Annotated in this window: 22 protein-coding genes; 1 reads left to right on the top strand and 21 read right to left on the bottom strand. The window is 40.9% G+C overall.

Annotated elements, in window-relative coordinates; all coding sequences use genetic code 11:
- Nucleotides 1-56: 56 nt before the first annotated feature.
- The 20 genes from atpA to prfA all read right to left on the bottom strand — a co-directional run bounded on the left by atpA (nucleotide 57) and on the right by prfA (nucleotide 18,297).
- Complete coding sequence (gene atpA / locus LDX58_RS11850; protein ID WP_227937044.1) at nucleotides 57-1,565, bottom strand: F0F1 ATP synthase subunit alpha; 1,509 nt, start codon at nucleotides 1,563-1,565, stop codon at nucleotides 57-59.
- A 21-nt stretch (nucleotides 1,566-1,586) separates the two neighbouring features.
- Nucleotides 1,587-2,135, bottom strand: a complete 549-nt coding sequence (locus LDX58_RS11845; RefSeq protein ID WP_227937043.1) for a F0F1 ATP synthase subunit delta — start codon at nucleotides 2,133-2,135, stop codon at nucleotides 1,587-1,589.
- On the bottom strand, nucleotides 2,132-2,626 hold the full coding sequence (gene atpF / locus LDX58_RS11840) for a F0F1 ATP synthase subunit B (RefSeq protein ID WP_227937042.1): 495 nt from the start codon (nucleotides 2,624-2,626) through the stop codon (nucleotides 2,132-2,134). The genes LDX58_RS11845 and atpF overlap by 4 nt, the downstream gene beginning before the upstream one ends.
- Before the next feature lie 175 nt (nucleotides 2,627-2,801).
- Nucleotides 2,802-3,014: a F0F1 ATP synthase subunit C gene (gene atpE, locus LDX58_RS11835; RefSeq protein ID WP_227937041.1), complete on the bottom strand. Its 213-nt coding sequence runs from the start codon at nucleotides 3,012-3,014 to the stop codon at nucleotides 2,802-2,804.
- Nucleotides 3,015-3,092: 78 nt separating this feature from the next.
- Nucleotides 3,093-3,806, bottom strand: coding sequence for a F0F1 ATP synthase subunit A (gene atpB, locus LDX58_RS11830; protein WP_227937040.1), 714 nt, complete (start codon nucleotides 3,804-3,806; stop codon nucleotides 3,093-3,095).
- A 5-nt stretch (nucleotides 3,807-3,811) separates the two neighbouring features.
- Nucleotides 3,812-4,207: an ATP synthase subunit I gene (locus LDX58_RS11825; RefSeq protein ID WP_227937039.1), complete on the bottom strand. Its 396-nt coding sequence runs from the start codon at nucleotides 4,205-4,207 to the stop codon at nucleotides 3,812-3,814.
- Nucleotides 4,204-4,434 carry an AtpZ/AtpI family protein gene (locus LDX58_RS11820; protein ID WP_227937038.1) on the bottom strand — a complete coding sequence of 77 codons (231 nt, stop codon included), beginning with the start codon at nucleotides 4,432-4,434 and terminating at the stop codon, nucleotides 4,204-4,206. Before LDX58_RS11820 ends, LDX58_RS11825 begins: the two co-directional genes overlap by 4 nt.
- A gap of 212 nt (nucleotides 4,435-4,646) precedes the next feature.
- Nucleotides 4,647-6,914 carry a S8 family serine peptidase gene (locus tag LDX58_RS11815; protein ID WP_227937037.1) on the bottom strand — a complete coding sequence of 756 codons (2,268 nt, stop codon included), beginning with the start codon at nucleotides 6,912-6,914 and terminating at the stop codon, nucleotides 4,647-4,649.
- 487 nt (nucleotides 6,915-7,401) lie between these two features.
- Nucleotides 7,402-8,031 (bottom strand): uracil phosphoribosyltransferase, encoded by a 630-nt coding sequence (gene upp / locus LDX58_RS11810; protein ID WP_227937036.1) that lies wholly within the window; start codon nucleotides 8,029-8,031, stop codon nucleotides 7,402-7,404.
- Between the two features lie 301 nt (nucleotides 8,032-8,332).
- A complete protein-coding gene (gene glyA, locus LDX58_RS11805; RefSeq protein WP_227937035.1) occupies nucleotides 8,333-9,580 on the bottom strand; it encodes a serine hydroxymethyltransferase in 1,248 nt (415 codons plus the stop codon).
- Nucleotides 9,581-9,697: 117 nt separating this feature from the next.
- The gene (locus tag LDX58_RS11800; RefSeq protein ID WP_227937034.1) at nucleotides 9,698-10,258 is read right to left on the bottom strand and encodes a TIGR01440 family protein; all 561 of its coding nucleotides are present in this window, start codon (nucleotides 10,256-10,258) and stop codon (nucleotides 9,698-9,700) included.
- 90 nt (nucleotides 10,259-10,348) lie between these two features.
- The gene (gene rpiB, locus LDX58_RS11795) at nucleotides 10,349-10,786 is read right to left on the bottom strand and encodes a ribose 5-phosphate isomerase B (protein ID WP_227937033.1); all 438 of its coding nucleotides are present in this window, start codon (nucleotides 10,784-10,786) and stop codon (nucleotides 10,349-10,351) included.
- Between the two features lie 91 nt (nucleotides 10,787-10,877).
- Nucleotides 10,878-12,041: a methyl-accepting chemotaxis protein gene (locus tag LDX58_RS11790; RefSeq protein WP_308017504.1), complete on the bottom strand. Its 1,164-nt coding sequence runs from the start codon at nucleotides 12,039-12,041 to the stop codon at nucleotides 10,878-10,880.
- A 147-nt stretch (nucleotides 12,042-12,188) separates the two neighbouring features.
- On the bottom strand, nucleotides 12,189-12,635 hold the full coding sequence (locus tag LDX58_RS11785) for a low molecular weight protein arginine phosphatase (protein ID WP_227937032.1): 447 nt from the start codon (nucleotides 12,633-12,635) through the stop codon (nucleotides 12,189-12,191).
- Between the two features lie 273 nt (nucleotides 12,636-12,908).
- Complete coding sequence (locus LDX58_RS11780; RefSeq protein ID WP_227937031.1) at nucleotides 12,909-13,445, bottom strand: manganese efflux pump MntP; 537 nt, start codon at nucleotides 13,443-13,445, stop codon at nucleotides 12,909-12,911.
- A gap of 144 nt (nucleotides 13,446-13,589) precedes the next feature.
- A complete protein-coding gene (locus tag LDX58_RS11775; protein WP_227937030.1) occupies nucleotides 13,590-14,630 on the bottom strand; it encodes an L-threonylcarbamoyladenylate synthase in 1,041 nt (346 codons plus the stop codon).
- Between the two features lie 222 nt (nucleotides 14,631-14,852).
- Complete coding sequence (locus LDX58_RS11770; RefSeq protein WP_227937029.1) at nucleotides 14,853-15,296, bottom strand: GNAT family protein; 444 nt, start codon at nucleotides 15,294-15,296, stop codon at nucleotides 14,853-14,855.
- A gap of 56 nt (nucleotides 15,297-15,352) precedes the next feature.
- Nucleotides 15,353-15,979 (bottom strand): stage II sporulation protein R, encoded by a 627-nt coding sequence (gene spoIIR, locus LDX58_RS11765; RefSeq protein ID WP_227937028.1) that lies wholly within the window; start codon nucleotides 15,977-15,979, stop codon nucleotides 15,353-15,355.
- Nucleotides 15,980-16,349: 370 nt separating this feature from the next.
- Nucleotides 16,350-17,225 (bottom strand): peptide chain release factor N(5)-glutamine methyltransferase, encoded by an 876-nt coding sequence (gene prmC, locus LDX58_RS11760; RefSeq protein WP_227937027.1) that lies wholly within the window; start codon nucleotides 17,223-17,225, stop codon nucleotides 16,350-16,352.
- A 1-nt stretch (nucleotide 17,226) separates the two neighbouring features.
- A complete protein-coding gene (gene prfA, locus LDX58_RS11755) occupies nucleotides 17,227-18,297 on the bottom strand; it encodes a peptide chain release factor 1 (RefSeq protein WP_227937026.1) in 1,071 nt (356 codons plus the stop codon).
- Nucleotides 18,298-18,454: 157 nt separating this feature from the next.
- Between prfA and LDX58_RS11750 the strand changes: the two genes are divergently transcribed.
- Entirely contained in the window at nucleotides 18,455-19,765 is a 1,311-nt protein-coding gene (locus LDX58_RS11750; protein ID WP_227937025.1) for an FAD-dependent oxidoreductase, read from the top strand.
- Nucleotides 19,766-19,997: 232 nt separating this feature from the next.
- On the opposite strand, the gene LDX58_RS11745 is transcribed toward LDX58_RS11750, so the two are convergent.
- Nucleotides 19,998-20,471, bottom strand: a complete 474-nt coding sequence (locus LDX58_RS11745) for a hypothetical protein (protein WP_227937024.1) — start codon at nucleotides 20,469-20,471, stop codon at nucleotides 19,998-20,000.
- Nucleotides 20,472-20,529 lie beyond the last annotated feature (58 nt).

Raw genomic sequence — 20,529 nt, 5'->3', positions numbered from 1 at the left:
TGAATGATTGATCCTATTCAGGTTAGCAGGCTATTACAGCCTGCTTGAACAATCTATTACTTACTAGGTACAAACCCTTTTTTAAATTCTGAAATCGCAGCTTTGTACTCATCTTCATCAGGAAGATTTCCAGTTGTGCGAATATGGTCAAGAATTTCTTTTTTGTTGTGATCAAAGTATGTGAATAGCTCTGATTCAAAACGAAGAACATCTTCAACCGGGATATCATCTAAGAAGCCTTTTGTTAACGCATAGATAATCGTAACTTGATACTCAACCGGTTGTGGTTTGTGCAAGTCTTGTTTTAACACTTCAACTGTACGTTGTCCACGGTTTAACTTTGCTTGAGTAGCGCGATCTAAGTCAGAACCGAACTGCGCGAATGCTTCAAGCTCACGGTATGCCGCTAAATCTAGACGCAATGTACCAGCAACTTTTTTCATTGCTTTGATTTGCGCAGATCCACCAACACGTGATACAGAAAGACCTGCATTTACAGCTGGACGAACACCAGAGTAGAATAAATCTGATTGCAAGAAGATCTGTCCATCTGTGATCGAAATTACGTTTGTAGGAATATAAGCAGATACGTCACCTGCTTGAGTCTCGATGAAAGGAAGAGCTGTAATTGAACCGCCGCCTTTAGCATCGCTTAATTTCGCTGCACGTTCTAATAAACGGGAGTGTAGGTAGAATACATCCCCTGGGAATGCCTCACGACCTGGAGGACGACGTAACAATAATGAAAGTTCGCGGTATGCAGAAGCTTGCTTTGTTAAATCATCATAAATGATTAAAACATGCTTACCGTCATACATGAATTCTTCACCCATTGTAATCCCTGCATATGGAGCTAAGTACTGCATCGGTGCTGGATCAGACGCACTCGCTGAAACAATGATCGTATAATCAAGAGCACCACGTGCACGTAATGTTTCAACAACGCCTGCAACCGTTGTTTTCTTTTGACCAATTGCTACATAAATACAAATCATATCTTGATCTTTTTGATTCAAGATTGTATCGATAGCAATTGCCGTCTTACCCGTTTGACGGTCACCGATAATTAACTCACGTTGACCACGACCAATCGGAACCATCGTATCAATTGACTTAATACCTGTTTGAAGTGGTTCATGAACCGATTTACGATCCATAACACCTGGTGCTTTGTTTTCAATTGGACGTGTGATTGATGTCGCGATCGGACCTAATCCATCGATTGGTTGTCCAAGAGGATTGACAACACGACCAAGTAATTCTTTACCTACAGGAACTTCCATAACACGTCCAGTACGCTTAACTTCGTCTCCTTCACGGATTTCCGTGAAAGGTCCCAAGATAATGATACCGATGTTATTCTCCTCAAGATTCTGAGCCATCCCCATTACCCCGTTTGAGAATTCAAGAAGCTCACCAGCCATAACATTTTCAAGGCCATGAGCAAGGGCAATACCGTCACCAACACGGATAACTGTACCTACGTCTTGTACTTGAACATCAGACTGAAAATTTTCAATCTGCTGTTTTATAAGAGAGCTAATTTCCTCTGGTTTGATGCTCATTTCTTTCACCCCTATCTTCTACTAGCGTGTTCCGGCAACAAGCTGACGCTTGATTTGGTCAAGCTGCGCTCTTACCGTGCCGTCATATATGCGATCGCCAATACGGATCTTAATGCCTCCGATTAGCTCTGATTCGACAATATTTGTTACCTCAAGGCGAGACTTCTTTGCTTTTTTCGCAAAGATTTTCGCAATATGTTCTTGCTCTTTTTCAGATAATGGCTTCGGTGAGTAAACTTGCGCTTCAGCCACATCCTGAGCTTCATAAGCTAATTCTTTAAATTTATTAATCATTGGAACGAGACTATCGATTCTTTTACGTTCAACTAAAAGCAAAATTGTATTTAACGTCATTTCGCTCAATACTTCACCTAAATTTTCTTGAATGAACTGTTGCTTTTGTTGATTCGTTACCTTCGGATGACTGATAAGAGAAACGAACTCAGGAGTTGACTCAACAACTGATTTCACAGCTTGTAGCTCTTCGTTCACTTTTTTCAGATCATTCTTTTCTTGTGCAAGTTGAAACAAGGCATAGGCATAACGATTTGCTACTGCTAAGTTGCTCATAGCTTATCGCCTACTTCTTTAAGATAGTCTTGGACAAGTGCTTCTTGTGCTTTTTCATCTAGTTCTTTTTCAATCACCTTAGATGCAATAAGAACAGATAGACTTGCTACTTGCTCACGTAAAGCTGTAACAGCTTGTTCTTTTTCACGTTGAATTTCCGCAAGAGCAGAATCTTTCACACGCTCAGCATTTACTCTCGCTTGATCTAAAATATCTTGACCTTGTTGTTCGCTAAGTTTCTTAGCTTGTTGAATGATTTCTTGTGCTTCATGTCTAGCTTTTTCTAGCTCTTTGCGTTGATCAATTACAAATTGTTCTGCTTCTTTTCTTGCTTTTTCAGCAGAATCAATTTGTTCGCTAACGATCTGTTCACGCTTTTCCATAATGCCCATTAGTGGTTTAAGTGCAAATTTATTTAACACAGCTAACAAAAAACAAAATGCTACTAACTGGTAAAGCGCTGTGCCCCAATTTATTGTATCAAAACTCATTTTAGATTCACTCCTTTCTTCATTATGAAGATTAAAAAGGATAATTATTTAAATGTTTGCAGAATAAAGCTCATTTTCCTTACCATTGGTGGTGATACATAAGGAATGGCGAAGGTTCGAACTCGAACACTATCGCCATTCTACTATGAAAACCATATGTGACGAGAGCTCCTATTTATTGAAATAATAATAGGAATGAGATAACAATTGCAATGATCGGAAGTGCCTCAGCAAGAGGTACCCCTATGAACATAAGTGTTTGTAACGTACCTTTTAATTCTGGTTGACGAGTTACACCTTGAAGTGTTGCTGATACGATTAACGCTACTGCAATACCTCCACCAATTGCTGCTAAACCTGCTGCAATTCCAGCTGCTAATAATGACATAATCTAATTTCCTCCCTAAATGTAAGTTAAGTTTTATAAATTATATATAATGTCCTAATAGGACGGTGGTAACCATGTTTAATGATGTTCAACTTTGTGTGCCATATATACCATTGCGAGCATCGCAAAGATATAAGCTTGGATTGAACCAATAAAGACACCAAATGCTTGCCAAGCGATTAAAGGTAAAAACGCTCCAAAAAATCCATATAGACCGGATGTTCCTAGTCCAACTAAAAGTACCATTAAGATTTCTTTTGCATAGATGTTACCAAAAAGTCGCATTCCAAGTGTTAAGGTGTTTGCAAACTCTTCAATAATTTTAAAAGGCAATAGAAATGGTACAGGACGAATATAATCTTTCATGTACTCGCCAACACCTCTAATTTTAATCCCATAATAGTGTGTTAACACAACGACAAGCACTGCCATAGTTAATGTTAAGACAGGGTCGGCTGTTGGTGATTTCCACCAAGCCTCATGGGTTTCAGTATTATAGATTTCAAACGGTATCCCTAACATGTTTGCTACAAAAACATAAAATAATAAGGTAAATGCGAGTGCGATAAACTGCCCGCCTACCTTCCATCCCATGTTTGCTTTAATAATTCCTCGGACAAAATCAAGAACCCATTCCAAGAAATTTTGCAACCCAGTAGGTCTCATAGACAACGTACGTGTTCCAATGAAACAGATGATAAAAACAATAAGGCAGGTGACTGTTGTCATCAAAACGGTCGACATGTTAAAAGTTAGGCCCATAAATTCTGCTATACGTGGATGATGATCCATTTATTTCACCTCTTTCTAACGGTTTGTATAAGCATATCTGCCATTATAATTATATAAATCAGGGCATACCCTGTAATGACTGAAATCAAATGAAACGATTCTGGATAAATCAATGCAATCCACACACAAAAAATAGCTAACGCAATTCGAATTGCAATACCGAATATCGATAAGAAATAGGACAACAACATATGGTTTTTCAACCCAGCAACTGCTACTTCTCCGACAAATCTCGCTTTTCTAAAGGTTGTCCAAAGACTGATATAACTAAATATCAATCCTAAAATAAGCCCAAGAAATTGTCGTTCTAATGGTGTACTAATAAAACCAATTGTAAAGAGGATAATTAAAACGATGACAATCAGTGAGTAGCTTTTCATTTTTCCTTCAAGTGAAATCATTTGTCTTTATCGTCTCCTAAAAAAGGCTTAATCACTTTAACTACACCGTAAAACCCCATAGAAAGTCCCAATAAAAGAAAAACAATAAGGAAAAAGGGTTTCGCTCCAAATTGATTTCCTAGCCATAGACCGGTTAATACTCCGCCTACAACTCCACCTACGACATAAGAGGAAATAATGGATACAAGACCCATTGCACGCCAAGGACTGCGTTTGCCGTCACTCACGATAGTGCCCTCCTTTAAAGCGTTTGTTGGTAGAATGCCGACCAGAATTCGACATCTATGTAAACCCTGTCATCATAACCTTACTTATCGTACAATAGTGAAAACCTTGTGTCAATGCGTTTTGACACTAATTCGCAGTATTACCAACGGTGTTCACAATTATGTCAAACTAACTGAAATTAACCTCTCTTTCTTAAAGAGAGGTCTGACCTTTATTCATCTTTTCGCTTGTCTTGAAGCAGTTGACTCCCAATTAGGATGGTCGATTCTAATGTGTCCTCTTTTCCGTCTTTGCGCGCGTAAACAAGTGCTTTATATACTCCTTCTGGCAAATCGATGTCTGTCCACTCAGCTCCAACCATCCCCCGACCAATATCTTTCTTTGTATCAAGGAATTGAATAAATTGAAACGTATCGGGATCGTATAGGGCGATTCCCATCTCTTCGGCTCCTCCCGGCAAGTAAAGCTCATATCGGTATTCACCCGGATGATCTCCATGACCGAAGTTAAAAGCCATCGCTCTAGGATAGTTCGGCTCTTCTATAAAAAAGACATATGGAATAATAATTGGCTCCGGTCCACCTTCAATCGCTATTTCGCCATGATGAATTCCTTCTGCTAACACCGCTGGAAAAAGATCGAGTTCTACATCCACCTTCGCTTTTTCTCCTGGCTTTATTGTCGTTGAAAAAGGCACTTCCCATTGCAAACCGTCCGGTGCTTCAAATGGTGGTTTCACATGATAGGTTCGTGTATGTTCATCATGATTTTCGATGGTAAAGGTGACCGTTCGTTTCTCACGCGGGTCCTCTTTTGTATATTTTCCAAATGTGAGCGATCCCGGATAGGCAAGCGTTTTCGCTTGCACCGCTTTATCTACTTGCAGTCTTCCCGCGCCTTGTTCATACGGATAATAGGGCTCCCCATCTTCTTTTACTAGTTGTTTTGCTGTATTCATAAGCGCTGCCTTGATCTGTTCAGGAGTCCAATCCGGATGCGCCTGCTTCACAAGTGCTGCAGCTCCAGCAACATGCGGTGCTGACATACTCGTCCCATTTAATCCGAGGTATCCTTTTGGTACAGTACTATCAATCGCGACCCCTGGTGCCACTAAATCTGGTTTCACTTCCCACGTTTGCGTGACAGGTCCTCTTGAGCTAAAGGGCGCGATAAAATCTTCTTCATTTCTGTAGATCGTTCTTGCATATTGCTTTTCTTTCTTATTCTCGATTTGTTCCAGTATCCAATCGCCATCTTCCTTTGAAATGCTCACGACTGGAAACTTGATTCCTTGTTCGACAGCTCCAACAAAAGAACCCGGGAGATTATTGTAAATTAACATGGCCTTCGCTCCTGCTTTTTGTGCAGCCTTTGCTTTTTCTGAAAATGGAATCATCCCTCTTTTGATGAGGACGATTTTATTTTGGGCGTCGACGTCTTCCCACTCTTCCTCTAATCCATATCCAGCTTCAACAATTTCAAAATCTCTTTTCAGTGTCCAAGGAAGTGTCCCTCCAATTGGATAGAGGGTAACTTCTTTTTCTAAGCCGGCCATTGTGATATATGGTGTCTTCAAAGGGGGAGCTGATGCCCCGACCGAGATTGCTTTCGTTGATGTACCTGGCGAACCGACTGTCCACATATTAGGTCCACTGTTTCCGTTGGACGTAACTGCGACAATGCCTTCTTCTACCGCTTTATCTAGCGCAATACTCGTTGGCCAATCAGGCCCATTCACTGTATTCCCAAGCGACAAGTTTAAGACATCTACTTCATCTTCAATCGCTTTTTCAATTGCTTCAATAACTTGTTCCGTCGTTCCTTGTCCCCCTGGACCAAGAGCGCGATAGGCATATAAATCCACTTCCGGCGCGACCCCTCTCACTTTACCATTTGCACCAATAATGCCTGCAACATGCGTACCGTGAAAGGTAGGCGGTCCTTGTGAAGCAATCGTCTCCATCGGGTCACGATCATAATCAATAACGTCGTAGCCCCCTTTGTAATTTGCTTTTAAATCAGGGTGGCTATAATCGATTCCCGTATCAATCACAGCGACTTTAATTCCTTTTCCTGTAAGACGCTCACCGCTTGGATCGAGCATCCCACGCATGCTTTCTCCTCCGATAAAAGGCACACTACCATCTAAATTAGTACTGTATTGAACCACTTTATCAACACGTTCTATTTCATTAAATGAATGTAACATCTCAACTTCGCTTTCCATTAACTCAATCGAAAATCCGTTCAAAGCTCGTTTAAATGTTTTACGAATTTTACTTTTAGGAAAAGCAGTCGAAACAGCCGCTATCGCTTCATTCACTTGCCCCGAAGCCGTCACAATGACCACAACTTTTTCATTTGACTGCTCTAGTTCCCCTACGACCGGGATTTCAGGAAAAGTAGTAGCGAAACCTGTATTGATATTTATCGTACAAACTAAAACAACGGCTAACAAACACGTTATAACGTTTTTCATATCCCTAACCAACTCCCCCGCCATTTTGCATATATTATTAGTATGAACAGGAGAAGCAAAATCATGTATAGATTGACAGGAGTACGATTTGAGTGCCAATTTGCAAGGTTTCTCTTTGGTAAGGAGGTTTTGAGATCGATTACTTTTTACAGTAGCTTCCTTTTTTATTCAGCAACTTTTGATGAGTTTCCAGCAAGTTCTCTTTGCAATTCAGCAACTTTTGATAGGTTTCCGGCAACTTCTCTTTAGAATTCAGCAACTCGATACTTTTCCGGCAACTTCTCCTTGCAATTCAGCAACTTTTGATAGGTTTCCGGCAACTTCTCTTTAGAATTCAGCAACTCAATACTTTTCCGGCAACTTCTCCTTGCAATTCAGCAACTCCTGATAGGTTTCCGGCAACTTCTCTTTAGAATTCAGCAACTCGCATGGTTTTAGCACAAATAACTAATAAAAGAGGCTGATTTCTCAGCCTCTTCACGCATCTTTATTTTGTTCCAAACAATCGGTCGCCAGCGTCACCTAAGCCAGGAACGATATATCCATGGTCATTTAATTTCTCGTCCATTGCCGCTAAATAGATATCTACATCAGGGTGAGCTTCTTTTACGATTTCAACACCTTCTGGCGCTGCCACTAAACACATTAATTTAATCGTTTTGGCACCACGCTTTTTCAAGCTGTTAATCGCCTCAACAGCCGAACCACCTGTTGCTAGCATCGGGTCGATGACGATGAATTCTCTTTCTTCCACATCCGTTGGTAGCTTCACGTAATATTCAACAGGGTGAAGCGTCTCAGGGTCACGATAAAGACCCACATGTCCAACTTTAGCAGCAGGGATCATACGAAGAATTCCGTCTACCATACCTAGACCTGCACGTAAAATGGGAACAAGACCTAACTTCTTCCCTGCAATTCTTTTTGATTTTGCCATGCCTACTGGTGTTTCAACCGTTACATCTTGTGTTGGCAAATCTCGAGTAATTTCAAACGCCATTAAACCGGCAACCTCATCGACTAGCTCCCGGAATTCCTTCGTACCAGTTTTTTTATCACGGATATACGTTAATTTATGCTGAATTAAAGGGTGATCAAATACGAAAACTTTACTCATTAGCTTTTTAGCTCCTTTTACGATCTTTTATCTCCTTCAAAATTCTACATAAAAAGCTAGTTGCCTTCAAGTTTTATAGTGATAATTCATTTAGTTCATTAATTTGTAATGTTTAGACTAATTGATTTAGCCATCGTTTAATTAGAATATGTCGATTATGTACGTTCGCAATGTCATTTTATAAACATCGCTGATAAAAGATCAGTTTCGCACTAAAAACTTTTTTGCCGTTAAAATATAAGTTTTACTTAGCTCGTAACCACAGAAAAAAAGCCAGACATTAAAGTCTGGCTTTCTCCTCTTAAAGATGCGTATACATCGGGTATTTTGCTGTTAATTCCGCAACACGAGTACGTGCTTCTTCTAGCTTTTCTTCATTCTCAACATTTTTAAGTGTTAATGCGATTAGAGAACCAATTTCATCCATTGCTTCACCGTCAAAGCCGCGTGAAGTAACAGCTGCAGTACCAATACGGATTCCGCTTGTTACAAATGGGCTTTCAGGGTCGAATGGAATCGTATTTTTGTTTGTTGTGATTCCGACTTCATCAAGTGCTTTTTCAGCTACTTTTCCTGTAAGACCTAATGAACGTAAGTCTAAGAGCAGTAAGTGATTATCTGTTCCTCCCGATACGAGGTTAATGCCTTCACTTAATAGCTTTTCACCTAAGCGTTTTGCGTTGTCAATGATCGCTTGACCGTAAGTTTTGAACTCAGGAGTCAACGTTTCACCAAAAGATACAGCCTTAGCTGCAATTACGTGCATTAAAGGTCCACCTTGAATACCAGGGAAGATCGATTTATCAATTTTCTTTCCGAATTCTTCTTCACATAAAATCATACCACCGCGAGGGCCACGAAGCGTTTTATGCGTTGTCGTTGTCACAAAGTGTGCATGAGGAACAGGATTTGGGTGCAAACCTGTTGCAACAAGTCCAGCGATATGTGCCATATCCACCATTAGGAACGCGCCGACTTCATCAGCAATTTCACGGAATTTAGCAAAATCAATCTGACGTGGATACGCACTTGCTCCAGCCACAATTAACTTCGGCTTATGCTCTAGCGCTAATTCACGAACAACGTCGTAATCAATGTATTGTGTTTCTTTATCGACGCCATACTCAACGAAGTTATAAAGAACTCCACTGAAGTTCACAGGACTACCATGTGTTAAGTGACCACCATGAGAAAGATTCATACCAAGAACTGTATCACCTGGCTCTAAAATCGTGAAGTACACAGCCATATTCGCTTGTGCACCTGAGTGCGGCTGAACGTTGACGTACTCAGCACCAAAGATTTCTTTCGCGCGATCGCGAGCTAAATCCTCAACGATATCCACATACTCACATCCACCATAATAACGACGGCCCGGATATCCTTCAGCGTATTTATTTGTTAACACCGAACCTTGAGCTTCCATAACGGCTGCACTAACAAAGTTCTCAGATGCAATTAATTCAATTTTATCGCGTTGGCGACCTAGCTCCTGTTGCATAGCTTCAAATACTTTTGGATCTTGACTTTGTAACTTATCTTGTTTCATCTCTATTCCCCTTCCAAATCTATATCTTTCGGATTTCAAAGAATGCATCTACAATTCGCTTCTATTTTAACACAAATAACTCGTTATTTCCGTACGAATTTGATAAAAACTTATATTTTATTCATGTTCCTCTGTTCTTTCATAGATAGCGCGAACACCACCAATGAGTTTCGGTCTCGTAATTGCCAATGTTACATGCGCTTCTCCAATCATTCTAACCTTGCTTCGAAGAGGGACGGCTACCTTTTTTAAGTGCATACCAATTAACGTATTGCCGATATCAATCCCGACATCTGCCTCGATTGACTCTACTAACACAGGGTCCTTCATTGTTCGAAATGCATAAGTAGCCATCGCTCCACCTGCTTTACGAACTGGAACGGCGTGAACGATTTCATAGCCTCTTGATAGAGCCGTTTTTCGTTCGACAACTAGAGCTCGGTTTAAATGTTCGCAGCATTGAAAGGCGAGTTGAACGCCTGTTGTTTCTTGAGCTTCGGCAAAGGCACCGAATATTGCCTCGGCAATTTCATGGGAACCATTCGAACCAATGTGTGATCCTGCGACTTCACTTGTGCTTGTCCCAATGACGAGGAGCGTCTCACCTGTCAGTTTATAAGCATGATTCAAGTCATCAATTAATCGTTTAACTTGAGTGGTTTCAATTGACAAGTTCATCACCAGCCTTCTTTTAAAACTCTTTGCAGAGAGTCCGCCGATTTTTTGCGCTTTTTAGAAAACACGTACCGGCCTCTCCGTTTTTAAAAATTACGCTTCGTAATCCGTTATTTTGCTAACACGATTCGCGTGACGACCACCTTCAAATTCTGTTTCTAGCCAAACACGTGCTATTTCCCTAGCAAGACCAGGACCGATGACACGCTCTCCCATTGTAAGTATATTCGTATCATTATGTTGACGAGTCGCTTTAGCACTGAAAACATCATGAACAAGCGCACAACGAATTCCTTTTACCTTATTAGCGGCAATCGACATCCCAATGCCAGTCCCACAAACAAGAATGCCGCGGTCAAATTCACCGCTTGCTACTTTTTCAGCAACCAGCAAGGCATAATCCGGATAATCGACTGACGTTGCACATTCGCAACCAAAGTCTTCATAGGCAATATTCATTTCATCCATTAATTGTTTGAGCTCTTCACGGATGTTGATGCCGCCATGATCTGATGCAATCGCTATTTTCATGTTCTGCCCCTCCTTCATTCAACTGACTCACTAGCATCGAACACTTAGAGCAAGCTGTTAAAAACAATCCGTGTTCTTATTTTAAAATTTCCTACGTAGTGAATCGCTCAATGGTTTCTTTTAGTTTTTTTGCTTGGTTCGATAAATCATGAGCCATTTGTTCCATTTCACTAATCGACGTTCCTTGCTGTTCGGTCATTGCTGAGATCTCAATGGAACCAGCCGACGTTTCTTCTGCAATCGCCGTTACTTCTTGTGATTGATTCGTAGTGGTTTTGATCGATTCCATTTGACGGTTAATCATTTTGGAAATGTCTGTGATAAAAGAATCTACTTCATTTACCGACTTTTCAACTTCCCCAATAGCTTTATTTGTCGCTGTCCCCTGCTCCGATTGTTTCCATGCAACTTGTACTTGTTCGCCAATTTGTTCAGCGACATTTTCCACTTCTGTTTGAATATTGTGGATGAGATCGGTAATACCTTGAACAGCCTTAGCACTTTCATCGGCTAAATTTCGTACTTCATCTGCCACAACCGCAAAACCTTTTCCGTGTTCTCCAGCACGGGCCGCTTCAATCGATGCATTAAGAGCTAATAAATTCGTTTGGCCAGCAATGCCTCCAACAAGAGAGATAATTTCTCCGACTTCTTTCGCTTGTTTTTCTAAACGATCAACAGCCAACAGTGACCTTTCATGATCCGAAGCGAGCTGACGGATCCCTTCAACAAGCAAATTCACAATCTTTCTACTCTCGGCTAACGTACTGACCATGCCTTCAGATGATACCTTTGATTCATTTGCTCTTGCTTGTACTTGCGTTGCTATCTGAGTGACTTCTTCCATTGATTCAGCCGTGCTCGAAATAGCATATGCTGTATTTTCTGCACCTTTAGCAATTTCATCCATCGTTAAGCCAATTTGTGTCGCTTTTGTTGCAGCAAGTTCCGATGCTGCTGAAATCTCTGCGACCGTTTTATCTGTGTTATTAAAGTTTTGATCAATATCTTTCACCATACTCCGTAAACTTGCTAGCATTTCATTATAAGCTAGTCCTAATGCTCGAATTTCATCATCGGATTTTGAGACGGTAACATCATATTGAATATCCCCAGCCGCTGCTCTTCTCGCGGCTTCTTCTACTTCATGAAGTGGTTTTGTAATAAGCGGTGCAGCTATATACCTAAGAAAGCCACTCCAAAAAACTCCTTTAACAAGCGGAAAAAGAATAATCGCATCACTACTTAAGCCCAAGGTGTCTTGTAAAAAGTCAGCTAAAAAGAAATAAATATTGCACTAAATCCAAATGTCACAATAGCTAGTCCACTTATACCTATCACTAACTTTTTGCGAATACTCGCCTTATACAATAGTTGTCCCCTCTGCCACAGTTCCACCTTTTTAAAATTCTTCTCGTATTTTTCTAGTTAAAATGTGTAGACTTTCTTCAATCTCTTTTGCCGTTTGTCTATACGCTTCAATTGGTCCACCAATTGGGTCAGCAATATCTGGATTCTGCGTACTTGGATCGACATACTCTTTTAAGGTAAATAGGTACTCGCTTACTTGCGGAAAAAAGGTTTGGATCATCTGTTTATGTGAGCCAGTCATCGTTAAAACAAGATTAGCCCACTCAAGTAATTCTTCCGTTACATGTTGAGAAAGGTGATTTTCTGCGATTCCAAGTTCCGAAAGCACCGCTTTAGTTCCTTCCGATGCTGGACTATTCGGAAAGGCCTGTACACCAGCTGACTTCACTTGAATGTCTTCCCCAACGCGTGAACGCAAGAGCGCCTCGGCCATTGGACTTCGACACGTATTTCCTGTACAGACAAAAAGCACTTTCATACCGTAAAACACGTCCTTCCTTAATTCAAATACGTTTACTCCCTCTTAAACAATAACGATATTAACTAAGCCGACAGAGGTGTCCTGACAGCAAGATATTGATCTTACGCTTCTATAGAAGCAGATTCTCATAGAACGCGCGAGATAAGTCAGCCATTGCTTTTTTATCTAAGTTTTTTCTTTCACATTGAATAAATTTATCTTATCATAACACCCTTCAAAACGATATATAACGAAGCAGAGAAAAGTCAATTTTTCCCTGGTCATGTCGATCTACAATATTAACTTTAGCCCAAACCCGATCAAGATAAAACCACCAAGTAGCTCACCATAGGATCCTATGTACTTTTGAAACCTTGAGCCTATCACTAACCCAATCCATGATAACACCATGCTCACGACTCCAATCATTAGAACTGTTAAAGCCGTTTTTGCTCCTAAAATACCGAAGCTTAATCCTGCCGAAAAGCTATCCAAACTCACACTCAAGGCAAAAAGGATAAGGCCAAAACCGATCGGCTGCAAAATTTGCTCATCATCTGATTTAAATGAAGCCACAACCATTTGTAAACCAATAATGAGAAGTAGCCCTCCACCAATATACGTCGTGATCATACCAAAATAATTCGACAATAGTTTCCCCGTCACCATACCAAAAAGGGGCATAATGATGTGAAACAGCCCAATCGTTACTCCTATATCAAAAATCTGTCGCAATCGTAAGCCAAGCATGCCCATTCCGAGTGCCACTGAAAAGGCATCCATCCCTAATGCACTAGCCATAATAAAAAGTGTAAACAACTCGCTCATCTATATCCACTCCCCGAACATGCTATTCCAATGTATGCAAGTCCGAAAAGAAATAGACAACCTATCTTGAGATTGGTTGTCTGAATGAATGAAGAGTATAGGGTGTGTTTCATAAACACGCTATTTTCCTATGTTATGTGTTGCTTAAAAGATAGAACCGCCGGCAGCTTTTTCTAAGCGGTTCATGATGGCAATTCCTAGATTTTCATATGGGAAGGTTTCTGAAAATATGATTTCAGCCTTTTTTTCGTCAAAGGTTCGTAAGCTTTCATAGAGTTGATTCGCTACAGAAGCTAGGTCGGCTCTGCTTCCACAACTTACAATGACATCGGCCTCATACGTATCAACATTTTCTTTTGTTGTTAACACACCTGTTCGTTTACCTTCAGCTTTGGCTTTGGCAAGTAGAACTGGGATCTGCTTTTGATCACGAACTAGAACGAATGTCCCATCGGGTGCATAATGTGTATATTTCATTCCAGGTGATAGCGGAACTTCATCCTTTGATTTTAGAGAAGGATCAACTTTTATCTTTCCGATCACTGCTTCAATTTCTTCAATTGTCACGCCACCTGGGCGATATAAAACCGGAATCTCTTTTGAACAATCAAGCACTGTTGATTCAAGACCGACCCCAGTTTGGCCTCCATCTAAAATCCCGACTATTCTCCCTTTTAAGTCGTGATAGACATGTTTTCCGCTTGTTGGACTTGGCTTGCCAGAAAGATTGGCACTAGGAGCTGCCACTGGAACATCAGCCAGCTTAAGCAATTCAATTGCAATTGGATGATCTGGAATTCGAATTGCAACTGTATCTAACCCTGCTGTTACACTTTTGGCAACAGACTCCTTTTTGTTCAATATAATTGTTAAAGGCCCCGGCCAAAATTGATCCATTAGTTGTTTAGCGACAGACGGAATAGCCGTCACAAGCTGGTCCAATTGACTCACACTCGCAATATGGACAATCAACGGGTTGTCACTCGGTCTCCCCTTTGCCTCAAATATTTTCTTAACTGCTGTTTCGTCTAATGCATTTGCACCAAGACCATAAACCGTTTCTGTCGGAAAAGCCACTACTTCCCCTTTTGTTATCCACATAGCTGCTTCCCTTATACATTCACTGTGTTGATCTTTATTTAAAAAGTTGTCCACAGACCAAAAAAAAGTTTGTTTATAACTCACGTTTCATCGCTCCTATCTCTTCCATTTTGCAAGTCTTGTCAAACGTTGTCAACAAAAGAGCAAGATATCGACATAAACCCTTGTCATTCAAAGTCTTCAGCCTATGGAAACATAAATTCTTTAACACTGTTCGACAACTTTTTTATCTCCCACCTAAAAAAGTTGTCCACAGCCGTGGACAACTTGTAGATAACTCTGGTTATTTATCCAGTTATCCACATCTTATTCCAATAATGAACAGGCCCAAACTTTCGCATCAGCTTTTGCATTTCGCCTGAAATGTGGAGAACCTTTAATTGGGTCTGGAACCTCTTCTTTTTCAATTTCCCGAAATCCAAGTTGATGAAACAGGGCATTCGTCCCTTTTGTACAAAGGTAAATCGTTTCCATGTCTTGCTCTTCTGCATATTTTAAAGTAAGTTGTAAAAATTCTAAGCTCAGTTGCGCCGTCCAGATTGGTGAATCTAAGACAAGAGAACGCAAGAGGCCTTCTGTCTCATACTGTTCAATTCCGACCGTGCCAATTAAATTTTGATCCTGGTCCTCAACAACTAAGAAGCTTTCTATATTTTGCTCGATGCCTTCATCTCGTAATCCTGCTTTTGCCACCAATCTTTGAATTGGTAGCATATCTTGGTCTTTCGCCTTACGAACGACAATTCCCATAAGCTCCACCCTTTCACAAAAGCGCCTTATTAATCTCTATGTGGAGCTTGTACGAATTATGCCTTTTCTGAAGAAAAGATTCGATCGATAATGCTAGAAAACATTTCGACTACGAAAAATGCCACTTCTACTTCTTCTTCTGTTTCATTTGGTTCTTCTGCCTCAACCGTACTTGTATCGGTTGCTTCACCATTTGCCATATCTAGAAAACATAATGGAGGAAACAACACACACCACCAGTTTTCTCCTTTCCCCTCACCTAACGTAATTAAAACCGCATCATACAATCCAGCCGGATACACGATGTTTCCATATAGCTTTGTCGGAAACTGAACTTCAGAAAAACTCACTTCATATGATTGATTGATTCCCATATTGATTAACTCTTGTTCGACGATTCCCTCAATCATTGCTAAATTATCTTCAATCGTTGCTTTTGCTTCATTCAAATCATTTATATCGATGACCATATCCGTAATAGCTTCATTTACACTGTCACGAATATCGCGTTTTAACGCTTGATCTTTAATTGAGTCACTATTAGCTAAAATACGTAACCTAATCGCTTCTTCTTGGCTGACCTCCTGATGAAAAGAGGCAACCGCTACAGCATTTTCAGATTCCCAACTAATTAATAGAACAAACAAAGAGAATAATAGATAGATAATAACATTTGGTTTCAATTTAACTCCACCGCCCCTTCACAAACCATTGTGGACAGGAAGGTGAATCTTTAAACCTATGATAGATATTTTTTAGAAAGGGCGGGTTTCCCTTTCTAAAAAATATCTATGCAATGAGCAGAGCCACTGCCGGGTTTTAAGCCGTCTGTGAGTGAACTTCTCACAGACGGCGCGCAGCGTGCGGAGCCATTGCCATTACCCCAATCGAAGGGGTGGCTTTTCTCTTCTAATATAATCTAGCAACAAGCAGAGCCGCTGCTGAACTTTCAGCTTTCTTGAGCGGATTTCTCATAGAAGATTCATAGCGTAGGGAAGATTACCATACCTTGAATCGAAAATAAACTTTTTCGAAGCCATTACGTTCAAATATTTACTTTGTCACATTCATATTTCCATAAGCAAAAACCATCCGCTCTTTGCCATTGATATCTTTTTTAATTTCTGTTTTTGCAATAGGAAACGTTTCAACTAACATCGCTCTAACCGTTTCGGCTTGTCCGACTCCGACTTCAAAGGCAATGATTCCTTTTTCCTTTAAACAAAGCGGTAGCTCCTTCATGAAACGGCGGTATAAATCAAGGCCGTCCTCCCCACCGAATAACGCAAGATGCGGTTCATGTTCTCTTACATGAATAGCCAAGCTGTCTGCATCACTTAACGGGATATAGGGTGGATTGGAGACGATCATATCAACTTTCACTTTTGCATCGATTAACGGCTGAAGTAAGTCTCCTCGCTTAAAACCAACCTCCGCTTTTAACTGCTGTGCATTTTTCTTGGCGACGGTTAACGCTTCGATCGAGATGTCTATCGCTTGTACGTCTAATGTCTCGTCCTCTAACGCTAATGTAATGGAAATCGCCCCACTCCCCGCACCGACATCGACAAGTTGTACCGGTTCCTTTTTGAAAAGATGTTTTTTAAATTCCAATACAGCAACAACTAATTCCTCTGTTTCAGGGCGCGGGATTAGCACATGCTCATTCACTTGAAAACGTCTGCCATAAAACTCTTCATAGCCAATAATGTGTTGTACCGGAACTCCGTCTGCATGACGGTTCAGATCTTCTTTTAATCGCAGTAAGATGACTTCCTCAATCGGATCTTGCAGCATTAACAGCAGTTGTGTTCGATTGATCTGTAAATAATGACGTATCAGCCATTCTGCCACAGGCTGTTCAAGTTCTCGTTCCGCTAAAAAAGAAGAAGCCCAACGAAGGGCCTCTTGAATAGTCTTTTGTTCCATCTTAATCTTCAGCCCTTTGCATGGCTTCTGCTTGCTCTTCAAGAATGAGGGCGTCGATGATTTCATCAAGCTTCCCTTGTAAAATTTGCTCAAGTTTTTGAATCGTAAGACCGATACGATGATCGGTTACGCGACTTTGCGGAAAATTATACGTACGAATACGTTCAGAGCGGTCACCCGTTCCTACCGCAAGTTTACGGTTTTGATCGTATTCTGCCTGCACTTCGCGGTTGATTTTATCAAACACACGCGCGCGAAGAACTTTCATCGCTTTTTCTTTGTTCTTGATTTGCGATTTTTCATCCTGACATGATACAACCGTTCCTGTTGGTACATGCGTTAAACGAACAGCTGACATCGTCGTATTAACACTTTGTCCACCCGGTCCGCTTGATGTAAATGTATCAACACGAACATCTTTATCATGGATTTGCACTTCTACTTCTTCAGCCTCTGGTAAAACAGCTACCGTTGCTGTTGACGTGTGAATCCGTCCGCCTGATTCCGTTGTCGGAACACGTTGAACACGGTGTGCACCGTTTTCGTATTTAAGCTTCGAATAAGCACCAGCACCGTTAACACTAAAGATAATCTCTTTAAATCCACCAAGCTCCGTTGTCGTTGATTCGATAACATCCGTTTTCCATCCTTGCGCTTCCGCAAAACGACTGTACATTTTGTATAGATCGCCAGCAAACAACTGAGCTTCATCTCCACCAGCTGCTCCACGAATCTCGACAATAACGTTTTTATCATCATTTGGGTCTTTCGGTAAAAGAAGAATTCTTAAACGAGCCTCAAGCTCTTCTTTACGTCCTGACAATTCCTCAAGCTCTTCTTTAACCATCGTATACATTTCATCATCAAGCTTTTCTTCAAGCATGGCCTTCGCATCTTTATGCTGCTCATTCGCTTCTTTATATTCACGATACGATTCGACAATTTCCTGAAGATCTGATTGTTCTTTTGAATACTCTCTTAGTCGTTTTGAATCATTTATAACATCCGGGTCACTAAGTAGTTCGTTTAGTCGATCATAACGATCTTCTAATGATTGTAATCGGTCTAACACGGCTTTTCACCTCATTAAAATTTCCAGTCTATAACAGTCTAATTATAGTATATAGAAGGGGTCGGGTCAATGTGAGTCGAAATATCTTATAATAGCCTTGCCTTTCATTGCTTATCTAAACTAAAAATGGGTATTTTACTACTAAAGGAGTGAGGATATGAAATATGTCATTATCGGTGGCGATGCTGCAGGGATGAGTGCAGCAATGCAAATTGTCAGAGCAGATCAACAAGCGGAAGTAACCACACTTGAAATGGGAGCTGTTTATTCTTATGCACAGTGTGGCCTACCCTATGTCGTTAGCGGTGTGATTGACTCGTTTGATACTTTAATTGCCCGCGATATCGAAACATTCAGAGAAAAATATGGAATTGATGCAAGAGTCAATCATGAAGTCACTGCGATTGATGTAGAAAAACAAACCGTTTCTGGCAAGGAGTTTGAGCTGGACTACGATAAGCTACTTATTGCTACAGGTGCAAGTCCCGTTCTGCCTCCATGGGATGGCGTCGAATTAGATGGCATTCATACGGTCAAAACGATTCCTGACACAAAGGCAATCGTAGCTGAATTAAATCGTGTTTCGCGTGTTGTCGTCGTTGGCGGTGGCTATATCGGACTTGAGATGGCAGAAAATCTGGTTGAGCTTGGAAAAGAAGTCACATTAGTCGAGCGCGGACCGCGGCTAGCAAAGATTTTTGATGAAGAACTATCAGATAACATTCATAAAGAAGCGCAAAAGCATGGAATTATTTTAAAATATAATGAGTCGGTTGAATCGTTTGAAGGTGATAAACATGTTCGCCGTGTGGTGACCGACAAAGGTACTATTGATACTGATCTTGTCATCGTTGCCATTGGTGTACGTCCGAATACTCATTTTTTAGATGGAACCGGCATTCACCTATTTGATAATGGTGCCATTAAAGTAAACGCCTTTATGGAGACGAATATTAAAAATGTCTATGCCGCTGGCGATTGTGCGACCCAACACCATCGGGTAAAAGAGCGTGACGATTACATCCCTCTTGGCACACATGCAAACAAGCAAGGACGTCTTGCTGGAAGAGCCATGGTCGGTAACCCTCGACCGTTTCAAGGCATTGTCGGAACATCCATTATTAAGTTTTTTGACCTAACCTTAGGCAGGACTGGTTTGTCTGAAGTGGAGATGAAAGAGATTGGCTATCCGTTTAAGACGATTTCGGCCTCCATTTCTGATATTGCTAGCTATTATCCTGATCGAAAGAAAATGGATATACGCCTTAGTTATCATGCAGAGACGGAGCAATTACTCGGCGGTCAAATCATTGGTGAAGCCGGAGTCGATAAACGGATTGACGTGCTAGCTACTGCCCTTTACCACCGGATGCACGTGTCAGAGCTAGAAGATTTAGATTTAGCTTACGCACCTCCTTATAACAGTGTGTGGGATCCAATTCAGCAAGTCGCGCGGCGGAAAAAATAATGAGTGGCACAACAGTAGGGAGGCCAGGTTGCTATATGCATGCCCTGGTCTTTTTAAGGTTGTCAATGGCTCGTGTCCAGAGCAAAGTCGGGAAGTGCGCACTTTACTTTCTCTAAATTATTTCCCGGGAACGAAACTTCGACAATTTGCGCATTTTATTTATCCCCCCAAGTACTGTGTAAAATAAAACCGCTAGCCTCATACCTGACAGATTACCCAAAAAAGAACGCCCTTAGGCGTTCTCTTCACTAACATGTACTCGGTAACGTGGAATTTCTTGTAAAAGAGCTCGTTTAAGTTTCCCCATTTCCTTTTTCTTTTCGTCATCATTAAGTTCTGTTGGCGGTGTCACATTGACAAAAGCGTGGCTTCCGGCAATGATAACCACTCCTGCCTTCATATTATGTTCGACTTCAATGATATGATGGATCAACGCTTGATCGTTTTCTAACGTTCTACGTGTACTTTGTGGAGTGATATAACTTGTACCCTTGTTAAATTCGGCAACTTCGTTATAAGTGACACGTTGGCGGTTAGAACTTAGATCATTCATTGGACCAAGCCCAAATACACCATGTATTGCTCGGTCCATGTAATTTGAATTATTCGTATTCCCTAATGCTTGTGCTTCTGGCGGCTCAGGATCATTACACCCTGTAGCAAGCAGCATCCCAACAGCTAAACAACTTAACCATTTTTTATTCATACAGAGCACCTCCATGCTTTAAAATGGGGTTGCATTCGTAGTATGTCCAGACAAATTG

This window comes from Alkalihalobacillus deserti, assembly GCF_020734105.1.
GTDB lineage: Bacteria > Bacillota > Bacilli > Bacillales > Bacillaceae_D > Halalkalibacter > Halalkalibacter deserti.
This window is presented reverse-complemented; position numbering and strand designations above follow the sequence as displayed.

What these genes read in the sequence shown, in the direction of transcription:
- atpA (WP_227937044.1), bottom strand. Translation starts at nt 1,565, where the DNA reads ATGAGCATCAAACCAGAGGAAATTAGCTCTCTTATAAAACAGCAGATT.
- LDX58_RS11845 (WP_227937043.1), bottom strand. Translation starts at nt 2,135, where the DNA reads ATGAGCAACTTAGCAGTAGCAAATCGTTATGCCTATGCCTTGTTTCAA.
- atpF (WP_227937042.1), bottom strand. Translation starts at nt 2,626, where the DNA reads ATGAGTTTTGATACAATAAATTGGGGCACAGCGCTTTACCAGTTAGTA.
- atpE (WP_227937041.1), bottom strand. Translation starts at nt 3,014, where the DNA reads ATGTCATTATTAGCAGCTGGAATTGCAGCAGGTTTAGCAGCAATTGGT.
- atpB (WP_227937040.1), bottom strand. Translation starts at nt 3,806, where the DNA reads ATGGATCATCATCCACGTATAGCAGAATTTATGGGCCTAACTTTTAAC.
- LDX58_RS11825 (WP_227937039.1), bottom strand. Translation starts at nt 4,207, where the DNA reads ATGATTTCACTTGAAGGAAAAATGAAAAGCTACTCACTGATTGTCATC.
- LDX58_RS11815 (WP_227937037.1), bottom strand. Translation starts at nt 6,914, where the DNA reads ATGAAAAACGTTATAACGTGTTTGTTAGCCGTTGTTTTAGTTTGTACG.
- upp (WP_227937036.1), bottom strand. Translation starts at nt 8,031, where the DNA reads ATGAGTAAAGTTTTCGTATTTGATCACCCTTTAATTCAGCATAAATTA.
- glyA (WP_227937035.1), bottom strand. Translation starts at nt 9,580, where the DNA reads ATGAAACAAGATAAGTTACAAAGTCAAGATCCAAAAGTATTTGAAGCT.
- LDX58_RS11800 (WP_227937034.1), bottom strand. Translation starts at nt 10,258, where the DNA reads ATGAACTTGTCAATTGAAACCACTCAAGTTAAACGATTAATTGATGAC.
- rpiB (WP_227937033.1), bottom strand. Translation starts at nt 10,786, where the DNA reads ATGAAAATAGCGATTGCATCAGATCATGGCGGCATCAACATCCGTGAA.
- LDX58_RS11785 (WP_227937032.1), bottom strand. Translation starts at nt 12,635, where the DNA reads ATGAAAGTGCTTTTTGTCTGTACAGGAAATACGTGTCGAAGTCCAATG.
- LDX58_RS11780 (WP_227937031.1), bottom strand. Translation starts at nt 13,445, where the DNA reads ATGAGCGAGTTGTTTACACTTTTTATTATGGCTAGTGCATTAGGGATG.
- LDX58_RS11770 (WP_227937029.1), bottom strand. Translation starts at nt 15,296, where the DNA reads ATGGGAATTGTCGTTCGTAAGGCGAAAGACCAAGATATGCTACCAATT.
- prmC (WP_227937027.1), bottom strand. Translation starts at nt 17,225, where the DNA reads ATGGAACAAAAGACTATTCAAGAGGCCCTTCGTTGGGCTTCTTCTTTT.
- LDX58_RS11750 (WP_227937025.1), top strand. Translation starts at nt 18,455, where the DNA reads ATGAAATATGTCATTATCGGTGGCGATGCTGCAGGGATGAGTGCAGCA.
- LDX58_RS11745 (WP_227937024.1), bottom strand. Translation starts at nt 20,471, where the DNA reads ATGAATAAAAAATGGTTAAGTTGTTTAGCTGTTGGGATGCTGCTTGCT.